This is a genomic window from Epibacterium sp. ABV4_022 (assembly GCF_056159345.1).
In genome coordinates, this window is record NZ_JBSWVA010000001.1 from 291725 (window position 1) to 314819 (window position 23095).

The window sequence follows — 23095 nt, forward strand, 5'->3', positions numbered from 1 at the left end:
CAGGTGACATGGCCGTCCTTCGGGGCGGCCATTTCCTTTCGCGGTGATAACACTTTGTAAATCCTGGACGCCTAACCTGAATTCCAGGGAAGAATCCTGAATTGGAACAGGCAGAATGCCAGTGAACGCGATGAAATTTACCGTGCCGCGAGGCCGGTTGTCCGTGGCCGTGCCGCATTGCTTTGCATTGCCGTCGCGGCTTTTGGCGTTTGGTCTTCTGAAACACCTGTGGTTCGACAGATCTCGCCCTGTCCCGACCGGTGCTGCCGGCCTGTTTCTGATCGCTTTCACATAAGAGAAAAACCGTGCCGAATCTGTCAGTCAAAGAGCTTTTCAGCCCGACAATCCTGCTCGCTATGGCGCTCATGGCGATTATCGTCATGATGATCCTGCCAATGCCAGCCTGGGTGCTGGATGTTGGCCTTGCCACATCCTTTGCGCTCGCCATCCTCATATTCACGATCACGCTTTTCATCGAAAGGCCGCTGGATTTCTCGTCGTTCCCGACCATCCTGCTCGGGTCTTTGATGTTGCGCCTGTCGCTCAATGTGTCGTCGACCAAGCTGATCATTGGGCAAGGTCACTCCGGTACCGATGCGGCCGGGAACGTGATCGAAGGGTTTGCCAATTTCGTCATGGGGGGCAGCGTCTTCCTTGGCCTCGTTGTGTTCGGCGTGCTGCTCATCGTGAATTTCATGGTGATCACAAAGGGCGCGGCCCGAATGGCCGAAGTGGGCGCGCGTTTCGCTCTTGATGGCATGCCGGGCAAACAGCTGGCGATCGACAGTGATATGTCCGCGGGTGCGATCGATCACGCGACCGCTAAGGAACGTCGCGAGACAGAGCAGAAAGAGACCACCTTCTTTGGTTCGCTGGACGGCGCATCAAAATTCGTCAAGGGCGATGCCATTGCGGGCCTGTTGATCACTCTGCTGAACCTGATCGTCGGCTTGATCATGGGGGTTCTGATCCATGGCATGCCCCTGGGAACCGCGTTTGAAACCTATGCGATCCTGACCGTCGGCGATGGCCTCGTTTCCCAAATCCCTTCGGTCATCATCTCCATCGCGGCGGCGTTGCTGCTGGCCCGCGGTGGCGCTACCGGTGCGACCGACGCGGCGATTTTCTCGCAGATGAGCAAATATCCCGGAGCGCTGGCGGCTGTCGCTGTCTTGATGGTGCTCTTTGCCCTGGTTCCGGGTCTTCCTTTTGTCCCCTTCATCACCGGCGGCGCAGTGCTGGGTTTCTTCGCCTACCGCATGCAGAAGAAGAACGCCGAGGAGGCGCAGAAGGAAATTGATGCCAAGGTCGAGGAAGTGCAGTCGCCGGAGAAATCGAAAGCGCTTGGCGATATTCTCGATCTTGATGATCTGCACCTGGAGTTCTCGCAAGACCTGGTGTCGATGGTTCTGGACCCAGGAACGGGCCTCGACGCGAGGATTGCCAACATGCGCACGCATGTTGCGACCACGTTTGGTCTCATCCTGCCGGAAATCCGTTTGACCGATGAGGCTGAACTGGAAAACGGGACCTACGTCATTCGTATCCAGGGTGTTGAGCAGGCACGGGGCACGCTTCATGCCGATATGGTGCTGGCATTGATGCCGGACAATCATGCTGCGCTGCCCAAGGGCACTGATGTTACCGAACCGGTCTACGGCGCGCCCGCGCGCTGGATTTCCACGAAACACCAGGAAGATGCCGCCCTTATGGGGGCCACCGTTGTATCGCCGCCGGAAATCCTGGCCACCCATCTTTTGGAAGTGGTCAAGCAGAGCTTCCCGCGCCTTCTGACACTCAAGGCGTTGCGCCGCCTGCTGCGCGAAATGACCGAACTGTCGGACGAGTTCCGGGCCAATGCCAACAAGAAACTGCTGGATGAGCTGATCCCGGACAAGGTGCCGATCGACACGCTGCACGCGGTGCTGCGGCTGCTGCTGGAAGAGCGCGTATCGATCCGCAACATGCCACTTATTCTGGAGTCCATTGCCGAAGCTCGCATGCGGACCACATCGCCGGAACTGATCACCGAGCATGTCCGTCAACGCCTGGGGTTCCAGTTGGTCGCGGAAATGAAACGCGAGGATGGTACCATCCCGTTGGTGCAACTGGCGCCTGAATGGGAAGATGCCTTCAACACCTATCAGGTGGAAACCCAGTCCGGCCTCGATATCGCCTTGCCGCCCGACACGTTCAACAAACTGGTGGAGGCGATGAGCGACAAGATCAATCAGGTCACGGAACAGGGGGTGTTTGCTGCGATCGTCACCTCGACCCGCCGCCGGCGCTACCTGCGCACAATTCTGAGGTCGCGCGGGATTCAAAATCCGGTGCTGTCGTTCGAGGAGATCGGCCTCGAGGCACGCCCGGCCCTGGTTGGCATGGTCCCTGCATGAGATTCGAAGGCATCACTCCGGAACTGATGGCACTGCTTGGCATTGGCTTTTGGCAGGCGGCCATCGTGTTCCTGCGTATCGGTGCCATGGTGTCGATTATGCCGGCGTTTGGCGAGCAGATGTTTCCGACCCAGATGCGGCTTGCAGTCGGGCTTGTGTTCACGGCCGTCGTTGCGCCGGCGTTGCCCCAAATGCCGATACCGGAGACGATCATGCAGTACGCGGGGCTGATTGCAACCGAGGTTGTGGTGGGGCTGGCGCTTGGTATGGCGCTGCGCATGTTCATGCATATGTTGCAGACTGCGGGCTCCATCGCGGCCCAGTGTACCTCTCTGAGCCAGGTGCTCGGCGGGGCCGGGGTCGATCCGATGCCAGCTGTCGGCGCGGTCCTGTGGATCGCGGGGATCGCTCTGGCGATCTTGCTCGACCTCCATATCCGCGCCGTCGAACTGATGATCGGCTCCTACCAGTTGTTTCCCGTTGGGCAGTTCCCGGAGGCATCGGGACTGTCGGAATGGGGCGTGTTCCGGGTTTCGCAGGCCTTTTCCGGCGCGTTCACTCTGGCAGCCCCCTTTATCATCACTGCGGTGATCTACAATCTCACCCTCGGCATCATCAACCGGGCCATGCCGCAGTTGATGGTGGTCTTTATCGGGGCGCCGGTGATTACCCTCGGCGCGTTGTTCCTGCTGATGGTTAGCGCACCGATGATCCTCGACGTCTGGGGGCGTAACTTGCTGAGCTTCTTTGCCAATCCCGGCGCAGGTATGCCATGAGCGACGACAGCGACGACTCTGATAAGTCATTCGAACCAACACCGGAAAAGCTGCGCAAGGCGCGTCAGGATGGTGATGTTCCAAAGTCCAACGATCTGTTGCAAGCGGCCTCCTATCTGGGGCTGCTGATTGCATTGTATTCCGCAGGCAGCGCCTCGGTCGAGAAGCTGGGCACGGTGCTGATGGCCTTTATCGATCAGCCGGATCGGTTGGCGCCAGTGTTCCTGAGCGATGGGCTCGCAGCACCGGTGGCCGGGGAATTCATGCGATCGTCGGTTGCCGCAGTGTTGCCCTGGTTTATCGTTCCGGCTGCGCTGGTTGTGCTTGCGGTCTTTGCGCAAAAGGCGATGGTGTTTGCGCCCAAACGCATTGAACCAAAGCTGTCGCGCCTGTCGGTCATCAAGAACGCAAAGAACAAATTCGGGCGCTCCGGCCTGTTTGAGTTTGGCAAAAACTTCTTCAAACTGATGCTCTACTCCATCGCATTGGGCATCTACCTCAGTTGGCGTTTGCCCGAGATGGTGGCGTCGGTGGACACCAGCGCGTCGACGGTGGTGCCGTTCCTGGTGCAGCTCGCGTTGGAGTTCCTGATCCTGACGCTGGTGATCGCCCTTGGAATCGGCATGGTGGATGCGTCTTTCCAACAGGCAGAATTCATTCGCAAGAACATGATGTCCCGCAAGGACGTCATGGACGAGATGAAGAATTCCGAAGGGGACCCGCAGATGAAGGGGCAGCGCCAGCAGAAAGGGCGCAAGATCGTCAGCAAGCAGATCGCGGCCGCGATTCCCGAGGCGGACGTGGTGATCGTCAACCCGACCCATTACGCGGTTGCACTGAAATGGAGCCGGGCTTCGGGCAGTGCGCCGGAATGCGTCGCCAAGGGCGTGGACGAGGTTGCGGCGGTGATCCGGGAAATCGCTCAGGAAAACGGCGTACCGCTGCACAGCGATCCGCCCACCGCGCGGGCACTCTATGCCACCGTCGAGGTGGGTGAGGAAATTGCCGAAGAACATTATGCGCCGGTCGCCGCGGCAATCCGGTTCGCCGAAGAGATGCGCAAGAAAGCCAAGGATAGCATACTATGAAACAGGACAAGATGTTGGGTCAGATGCGTGCCGTGACCAACGCGGTCTATCTGAGGGAACATGCAAAGGTGAAACCGCTGCTGGATCGTGAGGCGCAGCTGCGCGGCAAACTGTCGATGTTGAAACAGCAGGTCGAGGACTCAAAGGCCTTGATCAACAAGAGCCACGAGATGAAAACGCTGGGCGTCGATCTTCAATGGCAGCAATGGCATACCAACGCCCGCCGCGATCTCAATCAGGAGCTGGCGCAAGTGACGGCGCAGAAATTCCGCGCCATGGACAAGCTCCGGCAGGCCTTCGGGCGCAAACATGCGGTCGAAACCATGGAGAGCAAACATAAGGCAGATGCAAAGGCGCATCGCAACAAGATGTTGTTCGACCGGCTGATGAACCTGGATTGATCACCAGAACCAGCACTAAAAAAGCCGCCCTCGTTTCGAGGGCGGCTTTTTAATGTGTATCAGTGTTTGTTCAGACGTCCTGGCGGGTGATTTCGAGGATCAAGACATCCACGAGGTCCTTGCCAAGGAAGCGGCGCGCCTCCTCCCGCAGGGATGTGCGCAGCGGATCAAGCACTTCGGAGCGGGTGAAGGCACCGCGGAAGCCGCCCATGTTGGCATGATCAAACAGCACCCTGAGAAACACATCGCGCAACTTCGGTTCGAATGCATGGACCTTGGAGGCCATTCCGGGCTTGGTTTCCAAGCTCAAGGACACCACCACCATCGACGCCAGCTGATCGCGTTCGACCACGGGGATCACAAACTGGTTGTTGATCTTGATGAACTCATTTGCAGGTGCATCGCTGGCGGCGTCGTGATCGTCCGCGGTGTCATCCGTATCGGTGCCAGCCTCCGTGGTGGCATTCTCGTCAGCCTCGGCGTCTGAACTTGCCGGTGTGATGGGCTCTTCGGGCGCGGGCGCCAGCATTATGCCGGCGCCGATACCCCCTCCAAGTCCGATGATCAGCATGATGACTGGAAGCAGTTTTGACATCACAAGTTCACCTCAGAACGGCAGGACGGCGTCCAGCACCTGCTGACCGTAGCGGGGTTGCTGAACATCGGTGATTTGTCCGCGGCCGCCATAGGACACCCGTGCAGACGCGATCTTGTCATAAGTGATCTCGTTCTGGCGGCTGATGTCATCGGGACGCACATACCCGGACACCAGAAGCTCGCGCAGTTCGAAATTCACCCGAAGCTCCTGCGATCCGCTGATGGCCAAGACACCATTGGGAAGCACGTCGACAACGGTGGCGGCAACGCGCAGCTCCAGTTTTTCGCTCCGGCTGACCGAGCCGCTGCCCCCCGAGGAGGAGGAGGACCCAAGGTCTACAAGATCCGCACTGGAGGCGCCGTCCGGCAATTCCTCGTTCAGGCGCTGGGGCAGGCCAAGGAGCTGAGGCACCTGCATGCTCTCGGAAGACGTGCGCGAGCGTTCGGTGTCATTGGAGATGGACGCCTCTTCGTCGATTTCGATCACGACCGTCAGGATATCGCCCTTTTTCGTGGCACGACGGTCCCCCAGCAAGGATTGCCGTGACCGGCTCCACAACGAGGCATTGTCGACAGCGCGCTGTGGCTGCGAGGTCAGGGGCAAGCCCTGATAGAGCATCGCAACGTGCTCCTGCGTTTCGTTCGCGGGCGTGAAGCTCGGCGGTTTGCCCAGGTGATCCAGACGTGCACATCCGCCCAGAAGGCCGAGACCGAGGACTGCACATTTGACTGCGAGAATGGGTTTCATCAGTTTACCTCAATATTGCCGTCGGCCCTGATCCGGCCAGTGACCGTTGTGCGCGAAGACAGGTTCATGACACGGATCAGTTCGCCTTCGGCGCCGCGGCCGAGCGAACGGCCTTCCGTGGTGATTTCGAGACCGCCGTGGCGAAAGATCAGCTTTACCAGATCGTTGCGGTCCACCAGCGCCGGCGGCCCGATGTCGCCGGCGTGAATGGGACGGCTTGCATAAAGCGCAACCCGTGCTTCCTGCCCGATCAGCTCTTCCGGTACGCTCAGGGCGCCGGGCGACTGGATGTTCTTGAACACCAGATCTTCGGCGGCGATGATCTCCTTTGCCCGGATGGTCCGAACTGGCACGAGCACATCTGCCAGGGCGGATTGGGCGAAGAGAAGGCCGATGAGGACGGGCAGGAGTTTCATTTAACGCACCTGTGTGGTTGCCGACATCATCTGGTCAACGGCGGAGATCACTTTGGAGTTCATCTCGTAGCCGCGCTGGGCTTCGATGAGATCCGTGATCTCGCGCACAGCATCAACGGAGCTGTCTTCCAGATAGCCCTGTCTCAGTGTGCCCAGACCGTCTGCACCGGGTTCGGTGGTGATGGGCTGACCAGAGGCTTCGGTCTGTTTGAACAGGTTGCTCCCGACGGCCTCCAGTCCTTTGGGGTTGGTGAAACCCGAAAGGGTGAACTGGCCCAGAAGTTCCGCTTCCACCGTATCGCTGAAATAGGCGTAGAGCTCGCCTTCGGCATTGATCGACAGCGATGTCGCGTCCTCCGGCACGGTGACCTCGGGCGAGACCGGGTAACCGTCGCTGGTCACAACCAGACCTTCGGCAGAGCGTTTGAACGAGCCATCACGGGTATAGGCGGTCTCTCCCGACGGCAGGGTCACTTCAAAGTAGCCGTTGCCGTCGATCGCCAGATCCAGGTCATTCCCGGTCTGCGACAGGGCGCCCTGGTTCAGATAGACCGAAACCGCCGAAGGACGTACACCCAAACCAACCTGGACACCGGTCGGCAAGACCGTGCCGTCAGATGCGTTGACGGTGCCGGCGCGCGAGACCTGCTGATAATGCAGGTCAGCGAATTCGGCACGTCGCGCATTGTAGGCGGTGGTGTTCATGTTGGCGAGGTTGTTGGAGATGGTTTCGACGCGCAGCTGTTGCGCGCTCATCCCCGTGGCGGCGATTTTAAGTGCACGCATGATGATCTCCTATGATTTCATAAGGTTGTCGATGGCCGCGCGGATGCGTTTATCCTCGTGGTCAAGAAAGCTCTGTCCCATTTCGTAGGCGCGCTGCACCTCGATCATGCGGGCCAGCTGGTGAATGGTGTTGACGTTGGACCCTTCGAGGAAGCCTTGAAGCACCTGGGCACCGTCAGCCGGAATGGTCTCGCCTTCGACGCGGAACATCACCCCGTCTTCGCGCAGGATCTGAGCCTCTTCATCCGGCTGGAACAGGCCGATCTGGCCCAATTGCCGACCATCCGCGCTCAGCGTGCCGTCGGCGCCGAAGGCGATGGATTCCGCGTCACCGGGGACAAACAACGGCGCTTGTCCGGCATCCAGCACGCGGTAGCCATCCGCCGTAACCAGGTCCCCTGCAGCGTTCGGTGTGAAATTCCCAGCCCGTGTCAGGCGGTTGCCGGCCGGGGTCTCCACCATGAAGAACCCATCCCCTTCGATGGCGAGGTCAAAGCTGCCGTTTGTCTGGCTCAGGGTGCCCTGTTCCAGTGAGGTGTTGCGAATGTTCGCCCGCCCCATCGAAAGGCTTTCCTGCCCCGGGGCAGATTTTACATATTCCGAAAAGATCAGACCTTCGGAGCGATACCCGGTGGTGGCGGAGTTCGCGATATTGTTGGCCACGACCTGCATTTCGTTCAGCAGGCCGGATTGGCGCGACAGGGTCGCATAACCGATGGAGCCCATATCCTATCCTCCTTGAATCAGCGGAATGACGTGGCCGCTAAAGAATGCGACCAGCGTTTGTGTCATGATGCCCATCGTCAGCCAGACGACGATGAGCACCCCGGCCAGTTTCGGCACGAAGGTCAGTGACATCTCCTGGATCGAGGTCAGCGCCTGAAACAGGCCAACAATGAGACCAATGACCAATGCTGCTGCCAGGATCGGCATTGCCATGGAAATGGCGGCGAGGATTGCCTGACGCAGCGTGTCGTAAAAGAGACCTTCGGTCATCATGGCTCAGACCGGCATCCGGAGGATTTCCTGATAGGCCTCGACCACTTTGTTGCGCACCGTTACCGCGGTTTCCACAGCCAGTTCGGTCTGGGCCAGGGCCTGTACCAGCGCGTGCGGATCCGCGCCTTGGGTCATGGCCTGCACGGACACCTGTTCGCTGTTTGCGAGCGTGTTGGTGAAATCCTCAAAGCTTGTCTTGGCCTGCTCCTGAAAGGTGCCGGGAGTGTATTCCGGATCAACCTGTGTGGCAGGGCGGGCGGCTGCATAGCCGGAGGTGGCGTTGATAGCACGAATATCCATTCTGGATCTCCATTCGTTTCAGGTTAGCGACGCAACAGATCCATCAGTGAGGCCGACATTTGCCGGGTCTGATCGAACATTTTCAGGTTTGCTTCGTAGGTCCGCTGCGCCTCACGCGCATCGGCAACTTCGATCATCAGATCGACGTTCGACCCTTCGTAGTGACCGGTTTCATCGGCCATCGGGTGCGAAGGATCATAGACCTTTTCCAGTTCGGTTCTGTCCAGCGACACGCGACCGACCCGGACCTGGCTCACATCCGTCTCCAGATCGCGCACGGCCTGAAAGGAAACCGTCTTGCGGCGGTACCCAGGGGTATCCGCGTTCGAGATGTTTTCCGACACATGGGTCAGACGCGCGGCCTGGGCCCGCAGGGCGCTGGCGGTTACAGCCAGGGATTTGGAAAAATCACTCATTGTTCAAACTCCGTCGATCAGCTGCGACCAAGACTGGCGCGTAGGATGTTCATCGATGACCGGTAGATGGCGAGCGCGCGGTCGTGCTGGCGCTTGGCATCCACACCGTTGAGAATCTGCTCTTCGATCGAGACGGAGTTGTTATTGGGGTCGACGGACGATTCATTCGTCGTCACCGCCCAGTCAAATCCCGAGCCGTCCACACCATGCATGTGTGAACCACGGGAGGACATCATGTCCCCCTGCGCTTCACCTGCGGCAAAGACTTCCTTGAAGGGTTTGATATCCTTGGCGTGATACCCGGGGGTATCCGCGTTTGCGATATTTTCCGAGACAAGCGCCTGACGCTTGCCCGCATGAGTCGCCATGGAATAGGCGATATTAAAAACATTCAGTCTTTCGAACACCGGGGCTTCTCCCTCGATCAATTTCAATCAAGGCTTAACCCTGATTCCTTTAGAAATTGTTTTCAGAGGAATGTTGGAGAACCCGCAGATGATGAAATCGATCCAGGCGCTCAGTCAGGAACTGGCCAATACACGTCTCGCGGCCCCGATGGGGCGGGTGACCGGAATTTCCGGCGGCGAGATCGAGGTTTCTGGACTGGAAGGGCAGGCCCGCATCGGTGACCGACTGCTGTTGCGGCGCGGCAAGAAGGACGATCTGCATGGCGAGGTTCTAGCGATCGGCGGCGACCACATCCGCATGCTGCCCGATACCGCGCCCGAGCGCGCCTCGATCGGCGATGCGGTGCTGCTGTTTCCGACACCGGAGTTTGCACCCGACGACAGTTGGATCGGACGGGTCATCGACCCATTTGGCGAACCGCTGGACGGCAAGCCGATGCTGCGTGGCGTGGACAGTCGCGATATCATGGCAAGCCCACCAAAGGCCGCGGCACGGCGTGGGCTTGGCGCGCGTTTGTCCACCGGGCTTGCGATTCTGAATACCGTTCTCCCGATCGTGAACGGTCAGCGTGTTGGTCTCTTTGCGGGGTCAGGCGTTGGTAAATCCACCTTGATGGCCCAGCTTGCACAGAACATGGAGGCCGATGTCGTCGTCATGGCGCTGATTGGCGAACGTGGCCGCGAGGTCAATCACTTCGTCAAGGAGGTGCTCGGTCCGGAGGGGATGAAACGCGCCGTCGTGGTTGCGGCCACGTCAGACCAATCGGCACTGGTGCGGCGGCGATGTGCCTGGGCGGCGATGTCGGTTGCAGAGCATTTCCGCGATCAGGGGCTGAACGTCTTGTTCATGGCCGATTCCATCACCCGTTTCGCAGAAGCGCATCGTGAAATCGCGGTGGCCTCGGGAGAAGCCCCGGCCCTGCGCGGCTTTCCTCCCTCCGTGACGCCGCTGATTACCGGGCTTTGCGAGCGTGCGGGTCCGGGCTCTGATGGGCAGGGTGACATTACGGCGGTCTTCAGTGTGCTTGTCGCAGGGTCCGATATGGACGAGCCGATCGCGGATATTTTGCGAGGTGTCCTGGATGGTCACATCGTTCTTAACCGTGAAATAGCGGAGCGCGGCCGCTTTCCGGCGATCGACGTGTCGCGGTCGGTGTCGCGCAGTCTGCCCGCGGCGGCCAGCAAAGATGAGAACGAGATGATTCTGGCGGTGAGGAAATTCCTCGGTGCCTACGAGCAATCTGAAGTGATGATCCGTGCGGGGCTCTATTCTGAAGGCAACGACCTTGTGCTCGACCAGGCCGTCAAGGTCTGGCCGGAACTTGATAATTTCTTCGGGCGAGCGGAAGTGGACGGCATCAAAGGCAGCTTCAATCGTCTTGCCTTGTTGCTGCGCCGAATCGGATCTGGTCGCTGAGACCGAGTGCCTTTGCGGTGACTGGATCGTGACAAGGCTGGCGGGATCGCGCCAGCCTTTTCCTTGTCGAACAGATGCAAGCGTGGCCTGCCTCGCCTCTGGGAACAGGATTAAGCGATCAGGCGCTGCGATCCGCCTTCGCGGCGGAATAACCCCAAGTAGAAAGGCAGAGGGCCGCGCGCGGTGAGCGTTGGGTCGTGACCGGAGGCTGCATTGAGGCGTGCGGAGAGGGCAACGGTCATCACTCAAAGAACGTATCTAAGTGATGACCGTTCGGTCTTTCAAACCTAGCTGCGCAACATCATCAACGCGGCGTTGCCGGAGCTGTAACCGCTGTTGATCGAATTCATCTGGGCGCGCGTCAGATACAGGTTCACGAGATCATCCATCTTGTCGCCTGCAATGAATTCGGACGGTTTGTCAGTGCCGAGGACATCTTTTGCCTTGCGTTTGTAAACCTCGACAGCCTGGTCAATGTCCATCTGGCCCACTTCCTTGGGCAGGCCGAGCGCAACCTGCATGAAGTCGGTCATGGCCTGTTGCCCCATGATCGTGAACCACTGCGAGCTGGCGCTGGGCCCGTCATCTTCGTCATTCATGGTGCGCAGTTCTTCCAGCGCATCCTCGAACTCCTGCTCCGCATCCGTGTCATCGGTCTGGAACAGGGTGTTCAATTCCCGCTCTGCGATCTGCGTGTAGTAGGTGATGAAGAACTCGCTCTCACCTGCAGCCTCTGCGTTGGTGCGATACGCGTCGCTGAGTGCGCCCATTTGATACGGGCCGGTCAGCTCGTTCAGATCCTCGGTGCCAAACAGTTCGGTCGCCTTGTCTTTGTAGATGGTCAACTGTTCGTCGATGGTCAGGTCGTCAAACACCTCCCCTGCGTCGAGCGCCGAATTCACATCCAGAGCGGTTTGCAGGAAGCGCGGGACACCGGTTTGCCCCATGATGCTGTACCAGCCGGCATCAATTTCAGCCGCTGCGGCCGCATTTTCCCCGTCTTCATCGACCACATCGGTAGAGTCGAAGGAGAATTCAAAGATGGTCTCAACTGTTCTCAGAGTGGAGGTGATTTCGCTGTTCGTCATTCCGGCGGCAGAGGCTTTCTCTCGATAGACGCCAAGTGTTGCGTCGAGCTGATCGCTGCTGGCAAACACGTTGGGATCATCGGTGCCGAATTCCTCGATCGCCTTTTCGCGATAAATTCGCATGGCTTCACTGGTGGGACGTTCGGCGATGTCATCGGGAAGATCGAGGGCCACCTTCATGAAGTCGGCCAATGGATCCTGCCGGGAGATAAAGTCCCATTCCTCGTTCAGCGCTGCGTCCCGTGAGACCAACTGGTCCAGGATATTCTCCGCAAGGGTCGCAGTCCTGGCGATATCTTCGCTCAGATCACCATCCACCGTTGCACGTGTTTTATAGCCGGAGATGATTGTTGCCTTGTTGTCCGCGGAAAAGAACACAGTGGGATCGTCACTGCCAAACACGATCATCGCCCGATCCCGATAGGTCTGGATCAGTTCCTCCTCCTCCAGCCCCGCAGCGGCAGGCGGCAGTCGCAGCGTCGTGTTGAAGAAATCGGTCAGCACGTCCCGCTGAACGATGTCTTTCCACTGATCCTCAACCGAGGTCACCCCCTGCGGGCCATCTTCAGCACCGTTGATTTCCTTCAGGGTGAGGTCGAATTCGCGCAGTGCGCGCTCTTTCACGCTCAGTTGGGACACATCGTCCTCGTCCGGCTCGCCAAAGACCTCGAGCATGGCCCGTTTGGCAAACAGGGCCGTGCGCATCGTTTCATCGACTTCGCCCACGGCTTCTTCGAAGGAAGCCGACTGGAACTTGTCCATGACGGCTTGCATGGCTTTTTTGTCGCCGGTCATGGGCGATTGCCCCGGACCAAAGCCGAAGGCCTCGGAGAAATCCACGTAGCGCTCGTCATTCATGGTATTGGCGAGCGCATCATCCGCCGACGTCCCTTCATTTAGCGCGCGTTGAAGCAAGGCCCGGTAGTTGATTTCCTCTTCCAACCCGAACGCCTTGACCGCCACCTGAAGCAGGCGGCGGTCATTGAGCAAGTCATCGCTGGAGGTCACTTTGCCGATATTCTCGGCAAAGTACTCGCTGTCGTTCTTTAACTGTCCCGACTTGATGAAAGCATCGTATTGCCGGTCATAGGTCGATTGCAAAAAGTTCCAGCCCGCGACCCCCGAAGACGGAATATGCGGTGTGAAGCTCATTGTGATCTAACGGCCATCAGCCGCTCCTCGCGAGGCAGCAAGGCCCGCAAGGCCTTGAGGCAGCGATAGTGGTTGTTGCTGATCACCGCCTCCGTGGCCTCCGAGAGGGCCGCACGGCTATCCGGGTCGGTAAAGACCTGGCTCAGCTCTTCGATACGACGCAGCATCGGCAGGCGATCTTCTTCGGGGTCGACGTCGCCGGACAGGACCAGCTGTGCAGCATAGCACACACGGCGCACCGGCGTATTCGCTTGTTCGGGGTGGATCGCATCTCGCAAGCGCAGGATATGCGCATCAGGGGTGACGATCGACAAGCGACTGCGGCGATCTCCGTTTTCGATCACGGCTCCGTTGACCAGGACGCGCTCTTTGGGCGCGAGTTTAAGGACCAATCCACTCATGTTCAGGTCGCTCCGCTTCTGAGGCCACGCATGATGGCCGTGTTGATTTCTACCAGCGGCTGGACCGAAGCCTTGCGGGCGAGGACCTTGCTGCTGTGTTCACGCGTGAAGCGGGCCAGATGAAACAGACGTTGTTTCAACTCGGTTGGCAGTTTGTTGCCGTCCTTGGCCAGATCCGAAGTGAAGAGCGTCCAGAGTTTTCGATTGTCGGAAACAGCTGCGACGAGCTCCTTGAATCCGTCCGAACCCTTGCTGTTTGCCACGATCATCCGATGCGTGATGCGCGCAAGGATCTCATATTCGGTGTTCCGTGCTGTACGGGTCGGGGCTTTTGCCGCCGCGTAGGCGCTCTTCGCCTTTAGAAGGGCATTCACGTGTTATCCTAACGTATTATTGTTCACTGATTCTCAGAGAAGTAAGCTGGTTGGGGCGCTGGAGCGCCCCAACCAAAAGGCGGTTAGCGGAAGAGCTGCAGCAGCGAACCCGGCGCCTCGTTGGCGATGGTCAAGGACTGCACCGCGAGTTCCTGCTGGGTCTGCAGGGCGCTCAATCGAGCCGACGCTTCTTCCATATTGGTGTCGGTCATCGTCGACACACCGAGGGTCATCGAGTCTACCAGGTCGGCCACGAACATGGACTGATCCTCCAGTCGTGCGGCAGACGCACCCAGGGCAGCAGCGCCGGTGATGGCGGTCTGGAGGTAGGTCTCGATTTCACCCAGCGCGGACGCCGCGGAGGTGGTATCGGTGATCGAGGTCAGGCTGGTGCTGAGGTTCAGGCTGGATTCGAAATCAACGGTCGCGATGGTGATTTCCACAGCAGACACGGTGCCGCCTGCGCCAACGCGGTCAAGCGATGCAAGAACGCCCATTTGCGTGGTGGTGTTGCCATCGATATCGGTGGCCAGGAGGTTTGCACCGTTGAACTGCGCCGCGGAAATGATCGCTTCGACCTGCTCGACCTTGGAGGTGATGTCGGTCTGGATCTTGCCGTGGTCCACGTTCTCGGACTGAGCAGAGACGATCAGCTCTTTGATTTCTGTCAGTTTTTCCACGATTTGTTCGGCACCGGCCGAGGCCACTGCGACGGTCGCTTCGCCAACGGCGAGGCCTTCTTCGATGGCTTCGAAACCGGCGATGTCGGATTCCATGGTCTTGGAAATCGCCCAGACAGCGGAGTTGTCTTTGGCGGTACCGATTTCTTTACCGGTGGAGATGGCGTTTTGCGTGTCGGTCAGGTCGTCATTCACAGACTTGAGGGTCTGCAGAGCAACCATTGCACCATTGTTCGTCAGAATGCTGGACATAGCATGAGTTCCTTTGATTTAGGGCAATTTAGCCCCTGATTTGGTAATCCCAACCCCGTCTCCGGGGCTCTCTCTGTCGTCGTTCTGACCGTGCTTCACCTTTCGGTTTCCGCGCCACCTCGCTTGAGATGCAAGGCGACATTGGCGTATCAGGTGCTAAGAGAGTGCTAATGGTGCAATTTGCATTTTTAAAATTGTCCCGACCTCCACAGGGCTTACGCGCGCTTCTCCAGTTTCAGACTGCCGCTGGTTGTGTAGCTGGTGCGTTGACCGGACCGATTGTAGACCTCGAGCCCCTTGCGCACCTTGCGCAGTTCCGCCATTCGCGTTGCCACAGCCTTGATCCCCTGCATGGCGCTGCCCAGAAGCGCCTGGTTGCGGGTGACCTTGCCGTGGACGTCGTTGAGGCTCTCCTGTTCCAGGTCGGAAATCCGGTTCAGCTGGTCAAACAGCGTTTCCTTGCGCTCCAGGATGTCTTCGAGTTTGCTCAGTTCCCCTTTGGTCAGGGCTGCGCGTTCTTCTTCCAGCAGCGTGTCGAGTGCATCGATAAGGCTTTGCGGGGATAGATCGCTAAGTGTGCTCATTCTTGAGAGTCCTTCAGAGAGTTGTAGATGGATTCGGCGAGGCCGATGCCGCCAGCTTCGGCCATGGCGCGTGCTTGCTCGTTTACGAGGAGGCCGGAAAACTGGTCCTCTCCCGCGCCGCCACCAAAGGCTTCGGGGGATTTGCCGAGACCGGCGGCTTTCAGCATTTCAGATAGAAAGGAGGCTTCGAGGTCGATCGCTGCCTCGCGCAACGCGGCATCCTTCGGATCGGCAGCGTGCTGCAAAGAAGCTGCCGCTGGCGGCAGGGAAACACTTGGTATGGGCATTTTGCCTCAGTCCTCTGTACTGTGTCGAATTCTTCGATTTCTGCACTTTGAACAAAAACCGGTTAAAAATGCCGTAACCGGTTTGCGATATTCATGAGTCACACGAGATAGAACATCCGGTGGATCATGATTGTGAACATCCTTTCGACTCAGGCAGTTGGCTCAGGGCCAGCCGAGTCGCAGCGCTCCGAACCGTCCCGTCGACAAGGTGATTCCTTTGAGTCCGTTCTTGCGCGCGGTACAGATCAGCAAGACCAACCTGCGGAACAAAGCGAGGCGACGGAAGACACCTCAGCAGAGGTGGAGCAGGCCGGTGCCAACACGGATCGGCGTGCAGACACCGACGGGCGACGAGAGAGCGCTGATGCTGTTGAAAGTGAGGAGGAGACCCCGGAAGCGGAGTTGGCCGCGCTTACTGATTCTGCTCAGGAAACCAAGCCGACGGTTGCTCCACAGGCGGGTAGCGCGGCTGAGGCCTCTGGCAAAGCGGATGCGACGCCCAGTCCCGCTGCGGCAGGAGAGGAACAGGCCGCGGCGTCACCTGCTGTGAACCCGGATGGATCCGCAGGTGCAAAAGCTGACGCCAACGCGTCTGCTGACACATCGCGTGGCACTGGCGGTACCGCTGCACAGCAAAACACCGCAACTCCGGCTACCTCTGAGGCTGGCGGAGCCCAACCCGCCTTTGCTGCGGGTGAAGGCAAAGAGAGCGGAACGGGTCCGCGCGCGGACAAGGCCGATCACCCGATGGCCGCCGTGCGGGCGGATCAAATGGCGGCGCAGGAAACCCGAAATGCAACCTCGGTTCCGCTCGAGCAGCACCGCGATATGCAACGGCGCCAGGTTGCCGGCTTGAGCGGGCAGCCGACGGATATGCCCGCCTCGCCGCCAAAGACACGCAGCGCACCGCAACAGGAGGCGGCGATACCGGGGCTGATCCCGCAACCGACTGCGGACAAGGATGCGACGCCGCTGCGCCTGCGTGACATGCCGCTCACCGGGCAGCAGGCTCAGTTTGCATCAGCCACGCCTCCGATGCGCGCGAATGTGACGCCGGCGTCGGCCCGGACCGCAGCACCGTCGATAACCGGATCAACGCCAGCGGGAGGGGCTCTGCAGTCCCTTTCTGGCACATCTGTGCTGCAAACACCGTCCTCTGTCGTCGCAGGTGTTTTCGGAGCCAGTGACAGTGCGCGCGTCGGAGAGGATGTGCTGACACAACGCGGCGCGGAGAGCTTTGCCCTGCCGCAATTGCTGGCAGAAGCATCTGTACGTTCGGGGGCCGCAAACTATCGCGCCGAAACCCCACGGCATGTGGCGCAGCAATTGGCCGAAGCCGTGGCCACGGCCGGGCGTCGCAACGTGGATGTGTCACTCAACCCGCGCGAACTTGGCCACGTGAATATGCGCCTGATCACGACCGATGTCGGGGTGACCGTGACCATCAATGCGGAACGGCCCGAAACCGAGGACCTGATGCGGCGTCACATTCAGGATCTTGCCCGCGAGTTCAAGGAAATGGGGTTCAGCGATATCTCTTTTCAGTTCGGCTCGGATACGCAGGCCGGTGATACCGGAGAGGATGACGGTGCATCTGCGTCCGGCTCTGGCGGACGCGGTTCGGAAGATGACGCGGGCGCAAATATCGGCGAGCGGGCAGATCAGCTGCCGTCCCAACAACTCAACATTGCAGCCGATGGGCTGGACATGAGGATATGATAAAATGACCACACCAGTATCGAGCTTTGGAACCCAGCAAGCCACCGGGGGGAGCGGCAGCACAGCCGCCAGCCAGTCCGCCACCAGCGCACTGACCTCTGATTTCGAAACCTTCCTGAACCTCATGACCACGCAGGCCAAATACCAGGACCCGCTGGAGCCGATGGATTCCTCCGACTATACGGCACAGCTGGCACAGTTCTCCTCGGTCGAGCAGCAGGTGCTCACCAATGAGACCCTGTCCAGCATGCTGTCGGCGTTGTCTCTGGGCAATATGTCCCAGCTGACCGGCTGGGTGGGCAAAGAGGTCCGCGCACAGGCCGCGGCGCATTTTGATGGTTCCACGCCGGTGGCGGTTGCACCCAACCCCGCTGCGGTGGCGGATGAGGTCAAGATGGTCATCTATGATGCCGAAGAAAACGAGGTCGGTCGGATCGATCTGCCCGTTTCGGCCGAGCCCTATCAGTGGTCGGGTGAGGACGGCGATGGCAACACCCTCCCCGAGGGATCATACACATTTGTCGTGGAAAGCTACTCCAATGACGAGGTGATCCTGTCCGAGGTTGCAGAGGTCTATGGGCGCGTTGAGGAGACTCAGAACGTCAATGGCGAAGTGGCCTTGATCATGGAGAGCGGAAGCGCCATCCTTGCCTCTGCGGTCACCGCCCTGCGGGATCCCGAAGGAACCTCGGGGGACTCCTGACCAATTGGTGCCGGTCCCTATGGATGCCGGGGAGAAGGGGCGATCCGGATATCGGAGTCCTGATCCTGACACTGGACACCTTACAGATACAACCAGCCCTGTTTCGTCATCTGGCGCAGCAGGGCTGGTCGCTTTCAGAGCCGGTCCCCTTGCACGGGGGTCGGAGCAACCACGTCTGGCGCGCAGGCGATGTGGTGGTGAAACTCTATCGTCGACAGCGCGCCAACCCGCTGTTTGCAAATGACCCTGTGCGGGAGCGGGCCGCGCTCCTGGCGCTGGGCGGATCCGGCATAGCGCCGCGCTTTCTCGGATACGGCCGGTGGCAGGGTCGGGACTGGTTGATCTACCGCCATGTGTCAGGGACCCCCTGGCGAAAAGGCGCCGCTCAGGTGGCGCGTTTCCTCGGGGTGTTGCATCAACAGGCTGGCTTTTCCGGGTTGCCGGCAGGGTGCAACGGCTCGCAGGAACTGGCGGCGCAAACCGGGGCGATACTGGCCGAATGCGCGGCGCCTGACGACCTGTACCAAGTTGCTCCTCGTGGAGCGGTAGCGCCCACCAGACATCTTTGCCTGATCCATGGTGATGCCGTACCCGGAAACTTGGTTGTGCGTGAGTCCAGATTGGCGCTCATTGACTGGCAGTGCCCACAACGCGGAGATCCGGCAGAAGACCTTGCGCTGTTCCTGTCCCCGGCGATGCAGTTTCTTTATCGGGGCGCGGTGTTGTCACCGGACGAAGAAACAGAGTTCACCTTAGCCTATCCCGTGCGCGAAGTTGTGGCGCGGTATCATGCCCTCAAACCTTGGTTTCACTGGCGTATGGCGGCCTATTGTCAGTGGCGGGGGGATCTGGAGGCGCGGGATCTGGAGATGGCGGCGCTTCAGTCCATGAGCCCGAGCAGCCCGTAGGCCGGGGGCATCAGCAAGCGCCTCGCACGCCCCAGCGGGAACCGGGGCAGGCGCTGCATGACCTTTGAATACGGCATGTCCGGTGTGCTTCCCTGCACGAGCTGCGCCAGAAGCGCGCCGGAATAGCTGCCCATGGCAACGCCATTGCCATGATAGCACAGCCCTGCAAACAGGCCGGGATGGTCTGGAACAGCGCCCACAAAAGGGACCAGGTTGCGCGACAGGCAGACCATCCCGGACCAGCTATGTGAGGTGTCCACATGCCGCCAGGCCGGAAACAACCGTTCAAAATGGCTGCGCAGCACAGCGCGAATCTTTTTCTCTGCGCGGGGTGAGGACGTCAGCCCGCCGCGCATTCCGAACAGAAATCGCCCATCCGGCATCAGGCGGAAATAATGCAGCATATGTCGGGTGTCATAGGCCATCTGCGCTGAGGTCCAGCCTTGCCGTGCCTGTTCATCCGGCGTGATGGGGCGGGTGACCATCACCGTGGACTGGGCCGGCATGTAGCGGCCTGCAAGCCAATCGGGCAGGTTTTCGCTGGAATACCCATTGGTCGCGATGACCATCCGTGAGGCGCGCAACCGACCTGTTGGCGTGACAGCGTGCCAGTGTTTGCCGTCAGGGTTCAGGCTGATCGCAGGGCTGTTCTGATAGAGATCTGCACCTGCCGTCTGCGCAGCATGTGCCAAACCAAAGAGGTATTTACGTGGGTTGAGGGCAAAGCCCACAGGTGTGGTGAGGGCACCGTGGAATGCACCACCAAGACCCTGGGCAGCCAAGTGAGGGGCGTCGATGAACTCGGCCTGTTCATTTTCGGCCTCTCGCATCAGGGCGGCGCGGGCCTTGGCGGAATGCGCCATGACGGTTTCGCCCTGCGAATGTGTATCCGCATCGATCCGATGGCGGGCGATCAACTGTTCCACCAGGCGGACAGCGGCCTCCTCGCCCGCCTGATAGACCTGTGTTTCGGTGCTGCCGTAGAAGCGCGCCATGGCGCGCGCGCCAAGTTTGGCGCCGCCGAGGCAACAAAATCCGCCATTGCGCCCTGATGCACCCCAACCGGGTGTTTCGGCCTCCAGAACCGCAACATTCAGCCCCGCCTCCGACATATGCAGTGCAGCCGAAAGCCCTGTGAACCCGCCACCGATGATCGCCACATCAACGGTCTGATCCCCCTGAAGCTCTGGCCAGATGGGCGCGGGGCAGGTCTCATCCCACCAGCAGGTGCTGCGTGGACCTGCCCCATAGGCGTAGTCGGAAAAGATGCGGCGCATCATGCGGTGCGCACCGCTTCCTGTTCTTCGCGTCTCTGCTTGACCAGGGCCCGTTTGCTGACGAGCGATGCGCTGATTACGCCGACCGTGACGATGCCGATCATAATGGTTGAGAGCGCGTTGATCTCCGGGCTGACACCGAGTCGCACAGCCGAGAAGATCTTGATCGGCAGGGTCGTGGCGGCCGGACCGGTGGTGAAGGAGGCGATCACCAGGTCATCAAGCGACAGGGTGAAGGCCAAGAGCCAGCCGGAGACCACAGCCGGCGCGATAATCGGCAATGTCACCAAACGGAAAGCCTGCGCCTGCGAGCAGCCCAGATCCAGCGCCGCTTCCTCCAGTGAACGATCAAATGTCGCCAGTCGCGAGGAGACCACAACAGAGACGTAGCACATGGAGAAGGTGGTATGTGCCAGCACAATGGTGAGTACGCCGCGGTCCAACCCAATGCCGATGAACAGCAACAGCAGCGACAGGCCGGTGATCACTTCGGGCATGACCAAAGGCGCGTAGATCATGCCGGAAAACAACGTCCGGCCCATAAAGCGCCCGCCGCGCACCATGACGTAAGCGGCCATGGTTCCAAGCACGGTGGCGATGGTTGAAGAGAATACTGCAACTTTTACGGTAACCCATGCGGCTTGCAGCATGGCCTCGTTCTGCATCAATTCGGCATACCATTTGGTCGAAAAGCCCGCCCAGACCGTCACCAGTTTGCTTTCATTGAAGGAAAACAGGATCAGGATCAGCATCGGGATGTAGAGGAAGGCAAAGCCCAGCGTCAGCGAGACCACATTGAATGCGCTTAGACGTTTCATGCGTCGCCCTCCTGTTCTTTTTGCTGATTGCGCTGGAACAGCACGATCGGCACCACGAGGATCAACAGCAGGATCACCGCCACCGCGCTTGCCACCGGCCAGTCGCGATTGGAGAAGAACTCCTCCCACAGCACTTTGCCGATCATCAGCGTGTCAGATCCGCCGAGCAGCGAAGGGATCACGAATTCGCCCATGGCAGGAATGAAGACGAGGAAACAGCCCGCGATGATGCCCCCTTTGGACAAGGGTATGGTCACCAGCCAGAACGCCGATAGGCGCGAACAGCCCAAATCCTCGGCCGCTTCGATCAGGCTGTCGTCCATCCGTTCCAGCGCCGCGTAGATCGGCAGGATCATGAACGGCAGATAGGTATAGACAATGCCGATATAGACGGCGGTGGTGGTGTTCAGGATCTGCAGTGGTTCGGATACAAGGCCGGTCCACATCAGGAACTGATTGAGGAAGCCTTCGTTCGACAGGATGCCCTTCCACGCATAGACGCGGATCAGGAATGAGGTCCAAAACGGTAGAATCACCAACATCATCAGCGTCGGCCGCCATTCTTCGGGCGCGCGCGCCATGCCATAGGCGATGGGGTAACCCACGATCAGCGTCAGCAGAGTTGAGGTCAGCGCGATCTGAAGGCTGCTGAGATAGGCTTTCCAGTAGAGGTCATCCTCGATGAGCCATGTGAAATTTTCAAAATCCAGCTCAGCAAGAAACGCACCAATGCCTGCGGCCCAGTCGAACTGCGGGACATAGGGCGGGCGGGCGATGGCCGCATCCGACAGCGAGATCTTCAGGACGATGACGAAGGGCACCAGAAACAGTGCCAGAAGCCAGACGTAGGGGACTGCGATCAGAAAGAAACGGCGCATCACTCACCCAGCAAGACGCCGCCGGTGGCTGTCCAGGACAGCCAGACGGTGTCTTCCCATGTGTAGGCACGACGCGAAATGCGGCGGGTGTTGGCGGTTTGTGCCTTGATCACATCGCCGGTGGGCAGTTCCACGTGGTAGGTCGAGAGGTTGCCGAGATAGGCGATATCCAGGACCTTGCCCTGGACCACGTTGTCAGCGCCGTCGGGTTTGTCGGCGCTGATGGTCACCTTCTCCGGGCGGATCGCCAGATGCGCGGTTTGGCCATCAGAGATTGTGTTTGGCGATTTAACCACCAAAGGTGCGGCACCCTCGCGCCAGTGCAGCGCGTAGGTGGCTTCGCCGGTTGCGGTGACCGTGCCCTTGATCAGGTTCACGTCGCCAATGAAATCAGCGACATAGACGGAATTTGGTGCCTCGTAGATATCTGCAGGTGTGGCGACTTGCATCACCTTGCCATTGTCCATCACTGCGACCCGGCTGGCCACTGTCATGGCTTCTTCCTGATCATGGGTGACGATCACAAAAGTGGTGCCGGTCTTTTCCTGAATGTCCATCAGTTCGAACTGGGTTTCCTCGCGCAGCTTCTTGTCGAGCGCGCCGAGCGGCTCATCCAACAACAACAGTTTCGGGGCCTTGGCGAGACTGCGGGCCAGTGCCACCCGCTGGCGTTGTCCGCCGGAAATCTGATGCGGTTTGCGACGGGCGAATTTTTCCAGCCGGGTCAGGCGCAGCATTTCTTCGACGCGGGCGCTGATCTCGTTGCGGGGCATGCCTTCGCGTTTCAGGCCAAAGGCGATGTTTTCCCAGACACTGAGGTGAGGAAACAGCGCGTAGGACTGGAACATCATGTTCACGGCGCGCTGGTTTGGGGGAACGGGTGCAATATCTTGCCCGGCGAGAAAGATCTTGCCCTCTGTCGGGGCTTCGAACCCGGCGAGCATCCGCATCATCGTGGTCTTGCCGCAGCCCGACGGCCCCAGTAGCGCAAAGAACTCGCGCTCGAAGATGTCGATGGTCAGGTCGTCGATCGCGGTGAAATCGCCAAAGCGCTTGGTCACGTTCTGGAACTGGATCAGCGGCTTTGCCTGCGGATCCGTCCAGGGTTCAAATACCGGTAATGCCAAAGTGTGCCCCCATTCGGGCGGCTCGAAACCTGCCCGTTATCGTCTGTCAGTCGGGGCAGGGCGCCTGGATGCGCCCTGCCGGAAGGGTCGGCCTGATGGG

Annotated in this window: 27 protein-coding genes; 8 read left to right on the top strand and 19 right to left on the bottom strand. The window is 59.6% G+C overall.

What is annotated here, in order from left to right:
• Positions 1-356 precede the first annotated feature (356 nt).
• The 4 genes from flhA to ACXAF5_RS01390 are packed head-to-tail and all read left to right on the top strand — an operon-like array spanning position 357 to position 4661.
• Positions 357-2396, top strand: a complete 2040-nt coding sequence (gene flhA / locus ACXAF5_RS01375; protein WP_370687480.1) for a flagellar biosynthesis protein FlhA — start codon at positions 357-359, stop codon at positions 2394-2396.
• Entirely contained in the window at positions 2393-3172 is a 780-nt protein-coding gene (locus ACXAF5_RS01380; protein ID WP_474945268.1) for a flagellar biosynthetic protein FliR, read from the top strand. Before flhA ends, ACXAF5_RS01380 begins: the two co-directional genes overlap by 4 nt.
• Positions 3169-4260: a flagellar type III secretion system protein FlhB gene (gene flhB / locus ACXAF5_RS01385; protein ID WP_239322171.1), complete on the top strand. Its 1092-nt coding sequence runs from the start codon at positions 3169-3171 to the stop codon at positions 4258-4260. The genes ACXAF5_RS01380 and flhB overlap by 4 nt, the downstream gene beginning before the upstream one ends.
• Entirely contained in the window at positions 4257-4661 is a 405-nt protein-coding gene (locus ACXAF5_RS01390) for a hypothetical protein (protein WP_474945269.1), read from the top strand. The genes flhB and ACXAF5_RS01390 overlap by 4 nt, the downstream gene beginning before the upstream one ends.
• 70 nt (positions 4662-4731) lie before the next feature.
• On the opposite strand, the gene ACXAF5_RS01395 is transcribed toward ACXAF5_RS01390, so the two are convergent.
• The 9 genes from ACXAF5_RS01395 to ACXAF5_RS01435 are packed head-to-tail and all read right to left on the bottom strand — an operon-like array spanning position 4732 to position 9330.
• The gene (locus tag ACXAF5_RS01395) at positions 4732-5256 is read right to left on the bottom strand and encodes a flagellar basal body-associated protein FliL (protein ID WP_239322169.1); all 525 of its coding nucleotides are present in this window, start codon (positions 5254-5256) and stop codon (positions 4732-4734) included.
• A 12-nt stretch (positions 5257-5268) separates the two neighbouring features.
• On the bottom strand, positions 5269-6006 hold the full coding sequence (flgH, locus tag ACXAF5_RS01400) for a flagellar basal body L-ring protein FlgH (RefSeq protein ID WP_239322168.1): 738 nt from the start codon (positions 6004-6006) through the stop codon (positions 5269-5271).
• Positions 6006-6422, bottom strand: coding sequence for a flagellar basal body P-ring formation chaperone FlgA (flgA, locus tag ACXAF5_RS01405; protein WP_239322167.1), 417 nt, complete (start codon positions 6420-6422; stop codon positions 6006-6008). The genes flgH and flgA overlap by 1 nt, the downstream gene beginning before the upstream one ends.
• Positions 6423-7208, bottom strand: coding sequence for a flagellar basal-body rod protein FlgG (flgG, locus tag ACXAF5_RS01410; RefSeq protein WP_239322166.1), 786 nt, complete (start codon positions 7206-7208; stop codon positions 6423-6425).
• A gap of 9 nt (positions 7209-7217) precedes the next feature.
• The gene (locus tag ACXAF5_RS01415; protein ID WP_239322165.1) at positions 7218-7934 is read right to left on the bottom strand and encodes a flagellar hook-basal body complex protein; all 717 of its coding nucleotides are present in this window, start codon (positions 7932-7934) and stop codon (positions 7218-7220) included.
• A gap of 3 nt (positions 7935-7937) precedes the next feature.
• On the bottom strand, positions 7938-8207 hold the full coding sequence (locus tag ACXAF5_RS01420; RefSeq protein WP_474945270.1) for a flagellar biosynthetic protein FliQ: 270 nt from the start codon (positions 8205-8207) through the stop codon (positions 7938-7940).
• A 3-nt stretch (positions 8208-8210) separates the two neighbouring features.
• Complete coding sequence (fliE, locus tag ACXAF5_RS01425) at positions 8211-8507, bottom strand: flagellar hook-basal body complex protein FliE (RefSeq protein WP_239322163.1); 297 nt, start codon at positions 8505-8507, stop codon at positions 8211-8213.
• A gap of 23 nt (positions 8508-8530) precedes the next feature.
• Positions 8531-8923, bottom strand: a complete 393-nt coding sequence (gene flgC / locus ACXAF5_RS01430; RefSeq protein ID WP_239322162.1) for a flagellar basal body rod protein FlgC — start codon at positions 8921-8923, stop codon at positions 8531-8533.
• A gap of 17 nt (positions 8924-8940) precedes the next feature.
• Positions 8941-9330 carry a FlgB family protein gene (locus tag ACXAF5_RS01435; protein WP_239322161.1) on the bottom strand — a complete coding sequence of 130 codons (390 nt, stop codon included), beginning with the start codon at positions 9328-9330 and terminating at the stop codon, positions 8941-8943.
• 88 nt (positions 9331-9418) lie between these two features.
• Here ACXAF5_RS01435 and ACXAF5_RS01440 point away from each other — a divergent pair, with 88 nt between their 5' ends.
• Positions 9419-10747, top strand: coding sequence for a FliI/YscN family ATPase (locus ACXAF5_RS01440; protein ID WP_474945271.1), 1329 nt, complete (start codon positions 9419-9421; stop codon positions 10745-10747).
• Positions 10748-11034: 287 nt separating this feature from the next.
• On the opposite strand, the gene ACXAF5_RS01445 is transcribed toward ACXAF5_RS01440, so the two are convergent.
• From ACXAF5_RS01445 to ACXAF5_RS01470, 6 genes are all read right to left on the bottom strand, one after another.
• Positions 11035-12987, bottom strand: coding sequence for a DUF1217 domain-containing protein (locus ACXAF5_RS01445; protein WP_474945272.1), 1953 nt, complete (start codon positions 12985-12987; stop codon positions 11035-11037).
• Complete coding sequence (gene flbT / locus ACXAF5_RS01450; RefSeq protein ID WP_126136029.1) at positions 12984-13388, bottom strand: flagellar biosynthesis repressor FlbT; 405 nt, start codon at positions 13386-13388, stop codon at positions 12984-12986. Before flbT ends, ACXAF5_RS01445 begins: the two co-directional genes overlap by 4 nt.
• A gap of 2 nt (positions 13389-13390) precedes the next feature.
• Positions 13391-13762 carry a flagellar biosynthesis regulator FlaF gene (gene flaF, locus ACXAF5_RS01455; RefSeq protein WP_239322158.1) on the bottom strand — a complete coding sequence of 124 codons (372 nt, stop codon included), beginning with the start codon at positions 13760-13762 and terminating at the stop codon, positions 13391-13393.
• Between the two features lie 83 nt (positions 13763-13845).
• Positions 13846-14694: a flagellin N-terminal helical domain-containing protein gene (locus ACXAF5_RS01460; RefSeq protein WP_239363976.1), complete on the bottom strand. Its 849-nt coding sequence runs from the start codon at positions 14692-14694 to the stop codon at positions 13846-13848.
• Between the two features lie 215 nt (positions 14695-14909).
• Complete coding sequence (flgN, locus tag ACXAF5_RS01465; RefSeq protein ID WP_474945273.1) at positions 14910-15278, bottom strand: flagellar export chaperone FlgN; 369 nt, start codon at positions 15276-15278, stop codon at positions 14910-14912.
• On the bottom strand, positions 15275-15565 hold the full coding sequence (locus tag ACXAF5_RS01470; protein WP_239322155.1) for a rod-binding protein: 291 nt from the start codon (positions 15563-15565) through the stop codon (positions 15275-15277). Before ACXAF5_RS01470 ends, flgN begins: the two co-directional genes overlap by 4 nt.
• 828 nt (positions 15566-16393) lie before the next feature.
• Here ACXAF5_RS01470 and ACXAF5_RS01475 point away from each other — a divergent pair.
• The 3 genes from ACXAF5_RS01475 to ACXAF5_RS01485 are packed head-to-tail and all read left to right on the top strand — an operon-like array spanning position 16394 to position 18895.
• Complete coding sequence (locus ACXAF5_RS01475; RefSeq protein ID WP_474945274.1) at positions 16394-17284, top strand: flagellar hook-length control protein FliK; 891 nt, start codon at positions 16394-16396, stop codon at positions 17282-17284.
• Between the two features lie 4 nt (positions 17285-17288).
• Positions 17289-17987: a flagellar hook capping FlgD N-terminal domain-containing protein gene (locus tag ACXAF5_RS01480; protein WP_474945275.1), complete on the top strand. Its 699-nt coding sequence runs from the start codon at positions 17289-17291 to the stop codon at positions 17985-17987.
• 23 nt (positions 17988-18010) lie between these two features.
• Positions 18011-18895, top strand: a complete 885-nt coding sequence (locus ACXAF5_RS01485) for a phosphotransferase (protein ID WP_474945276.1) — start codon at positions 18011-18013, stop codon at positions 18893-18895.
• Here ACXAF5_RS01485 and ACXAF5_RS01490 read toward each other — a convergent pair.
• From ACXAF5_RS01490 to ACXAF5_RS01505, 4 genes are read right to left on the bottom strand one after another with little or no spacing between them, the layout of a single operon-like run.
• Positions 18868-20175, bottom strand: coding sequence for an NAD(P)/FAD-dependent oxidoreductase (locus ACXAF5_RS01490; protein WP_474945277.1), 1308 nt, complete (start codon positions 20173-20175; stop codon positions 18868-18870). The two genes, ACXAF5_RS01485 and ACXAF5_RS01490, sit on opposite strands and share 28 nt — an antisense overlap.
• The gene (locus ACXAF5_RS01495) at positions 20172-20990 is read right to left on the bottom strand and encodes an ABC transporter permease (RefSeq protein WP_239322150.1); all 819 of its coding nucleotides are present in this window, start codon (positions 20988-20990) and stop codon (positions 20172-20174) included. The genes ACXAF5_RS01490 and ACXAF5_RS01495 overlap by 4 nt, the downstream gene beginning before the upstream one ends.
• Complete coding sequence (locus ACXAF5_RS01500) at positions 20987-21868, bottom strand: ABC transporter permease subunit (RefSeq protein ID WP_474945278.1); 882 nt, start codon at positions 21866-21868, stop codon at positions 20987-20989. Before ACXAF5_RS01500 ends, ACXAF5_RS01495 begins: the two co-directional genes overlap by 4 nt.
• Positions 21868-22995 carry an ABC transporter ATP-binding protein gene (locus ACXAF5_RS01505; RefSeq protein WP_239363947.1) on the bottom strand — a complete coding sequence of 376 codons (1128 nt, stop codon included), beginning with the start codon at positions 22993-22995 and terminating at the stop codon, positions 21868-21870. The genes ACXAF5_RS01500 and ACXAF5_RS01505 overlap by 1 nt, the downstream gene beginning before the upstream one ends.
• Between the last annotated feature and the right edge of the window lie 100 nt (positions 22996-23095).

Bases quoted from the DNA above. Each gene is read 5' to 3' on its own strand.
- ACXAF5_RS01470 (WP_239322155.1), bottom strand. From the start codon at position 15,565: ATGCCCATACCAAGTGTTTCCCTGCCGCCAGCGGCAGCTTCTTTGCAG.
- flhA (WP_370687480.1), top strand. From the start codon at position 357: ATGGCGCTCATGGCGATTATCGTCATGATGATCCTGCCAATGCCAGCC.
- flgC (WP_239322162.1), bottom strand. From the start codon at position 8,923: ATGAGTGATTTTTCCAAATCCCTGGCTGTAACCGCCAGCGCCCTGCGG.
- flgG (WP_239322166.1), bottom strand. From the start codon at position 7,208: ATGCGTGCACTTAAAATCGCCGCCACGGGGATGAGCGCGCAACAGCTG.
- flbT (WP_126136029.1), bottom strand. From the start codon at position 13,388: ATGAGTGGATTGGTCCTTAAACTCGCGCCCAAAGAGCGCGTCCTGGTC.
- ACXAF5_RS01475 (WP_474945274.1), top strand. From the start codon at position 16,394: ATGCAACGGCGCCAGGTTGCCGGCTTGAGCGGGCAGCCGACGGATATG.
- ACXAF5_RS01500 (WP_474945278.1), bottom strand. From the start codon at position 21,868: ATGCGCCGTTTCTTTCTGATCGCAGTCCCCTACGTCTGGCTTCTGGCA.
- ACXAF5_RS01445 (WP_474945272.1), bottom strand. From the start codon at position 12,987: ATGAGCTTCACACCGCATATTCCGTCTTCGGGGGTCGCGGGCTGGAAC.
- flgH (WP_239322168.1), bottom strand. From the start codon at position 6,006: ATGAAACCCATTCTCGCAGTCAAATGTGCAGTCCTCGGTCTCGGCCTT.
- ACXAF5_RS01380 (WP_474945268.1), top strand. From the start codon at position 2,393: ATGAGATTCGAAGGCATCACTCCGGAACTGATGGCACTGCTTGGCATT.
- flgN (WP_474945273.1), bottom strand. From the start codon at position 15,278: ATGAGCACACTTAGCGATCTATCCCCGCAAAGCCTTATCGATGCACTC.
- ACXAF5_RS01495 (WP_239322150.1), bottom strand. From the start codon at position 20,990: ATGAAACGTCTAAGCGCATTCAATGTGGTCTCGCTGACGCTGGGCTTT.
- flhB (WP_239322171.1), top strand. From the start codon at position 3,169: ATGAGCGACGACAGCGACGACTCTGATAAGTCATTCGAACCAACACCG.
- ACXAF5_RS01480 (WP_474945275.1), top strand. From the start codon at position 17,289: ATGACCACACCAGTATCGAGCTTTGGAACCCAGCAAGCCACCGGGGGG.
- flgA (WP_239322167.1), bottom strand. From the start codon at position 6,422: ATGAAACTCCTGCCCGTCCTCATCGGCCTTCTCTTCGCCCAATCCGCC.
- ACXAF5_RS01420 (WP_474945270.1), bottom strand. From the start codon at position 8,207: ATGATGACCGAAGGTCTCTTTTACGACACGCTGCGTCAGGCAATCCTC.
- ACXAF5_RS01490 (WP_474945277.1), bottom strand. From the start codon at position 20,175: ATGATGCGCCGCATCTTTTCCGACTACGCCTATGGGGCAGGTCCACGC.
- ACXAF5_RS01440 (WP_474945271.1), top strand. From the start codon at position 9,419: ATGATGAAATCGATCCAGGCGCTCAGTCAGGAACTGGCCAATACACGT.
- fliE (WP_239322163.1), bottom strand. From the start codon at position 8,507: ATGGATATTCGTGCTATCAACGCCACCTCCGGCTATGCAGCCGCCCGC.
- ACXAF5_RS01390 (WP_474945269.1), top strand. From the start codon at position 4,257: ATGAAACAGGACAAGATGTTGGGTCAGATGCGTGCCGTGACCAACGCG.
- ACXAF5_RS01415 (WP_239322165.1), bottom strand. From the start codon at position 7,934: ATGGGCTCCATCGGTTATGCGACCCTGTCGCGCCAATCCGGCCTGCTG.
- ACXAF5_RS01485 (WP_474945276.1), top strand. From the start codon at position 18,011: ATGCCGGGGAGAAGGGGCGATCCGGATATCGGAGTCCTGATCCTGACA.
- ACXAF5_RS01395 (WP_239322169.1), bottom strand. From the start codon at position 5,256: ATGTCAAAACTGCTTCCAGTCATCATGCTGATCATCGGACTTGGAGGG.
- ACXAF5_RS01460 (WP_239363976.1), bottom strand. From the start codon at position 14,694: ATGTCCAGCATTCTGACGAACAATGGTGCAATGGTTGCTCTGCAGACC.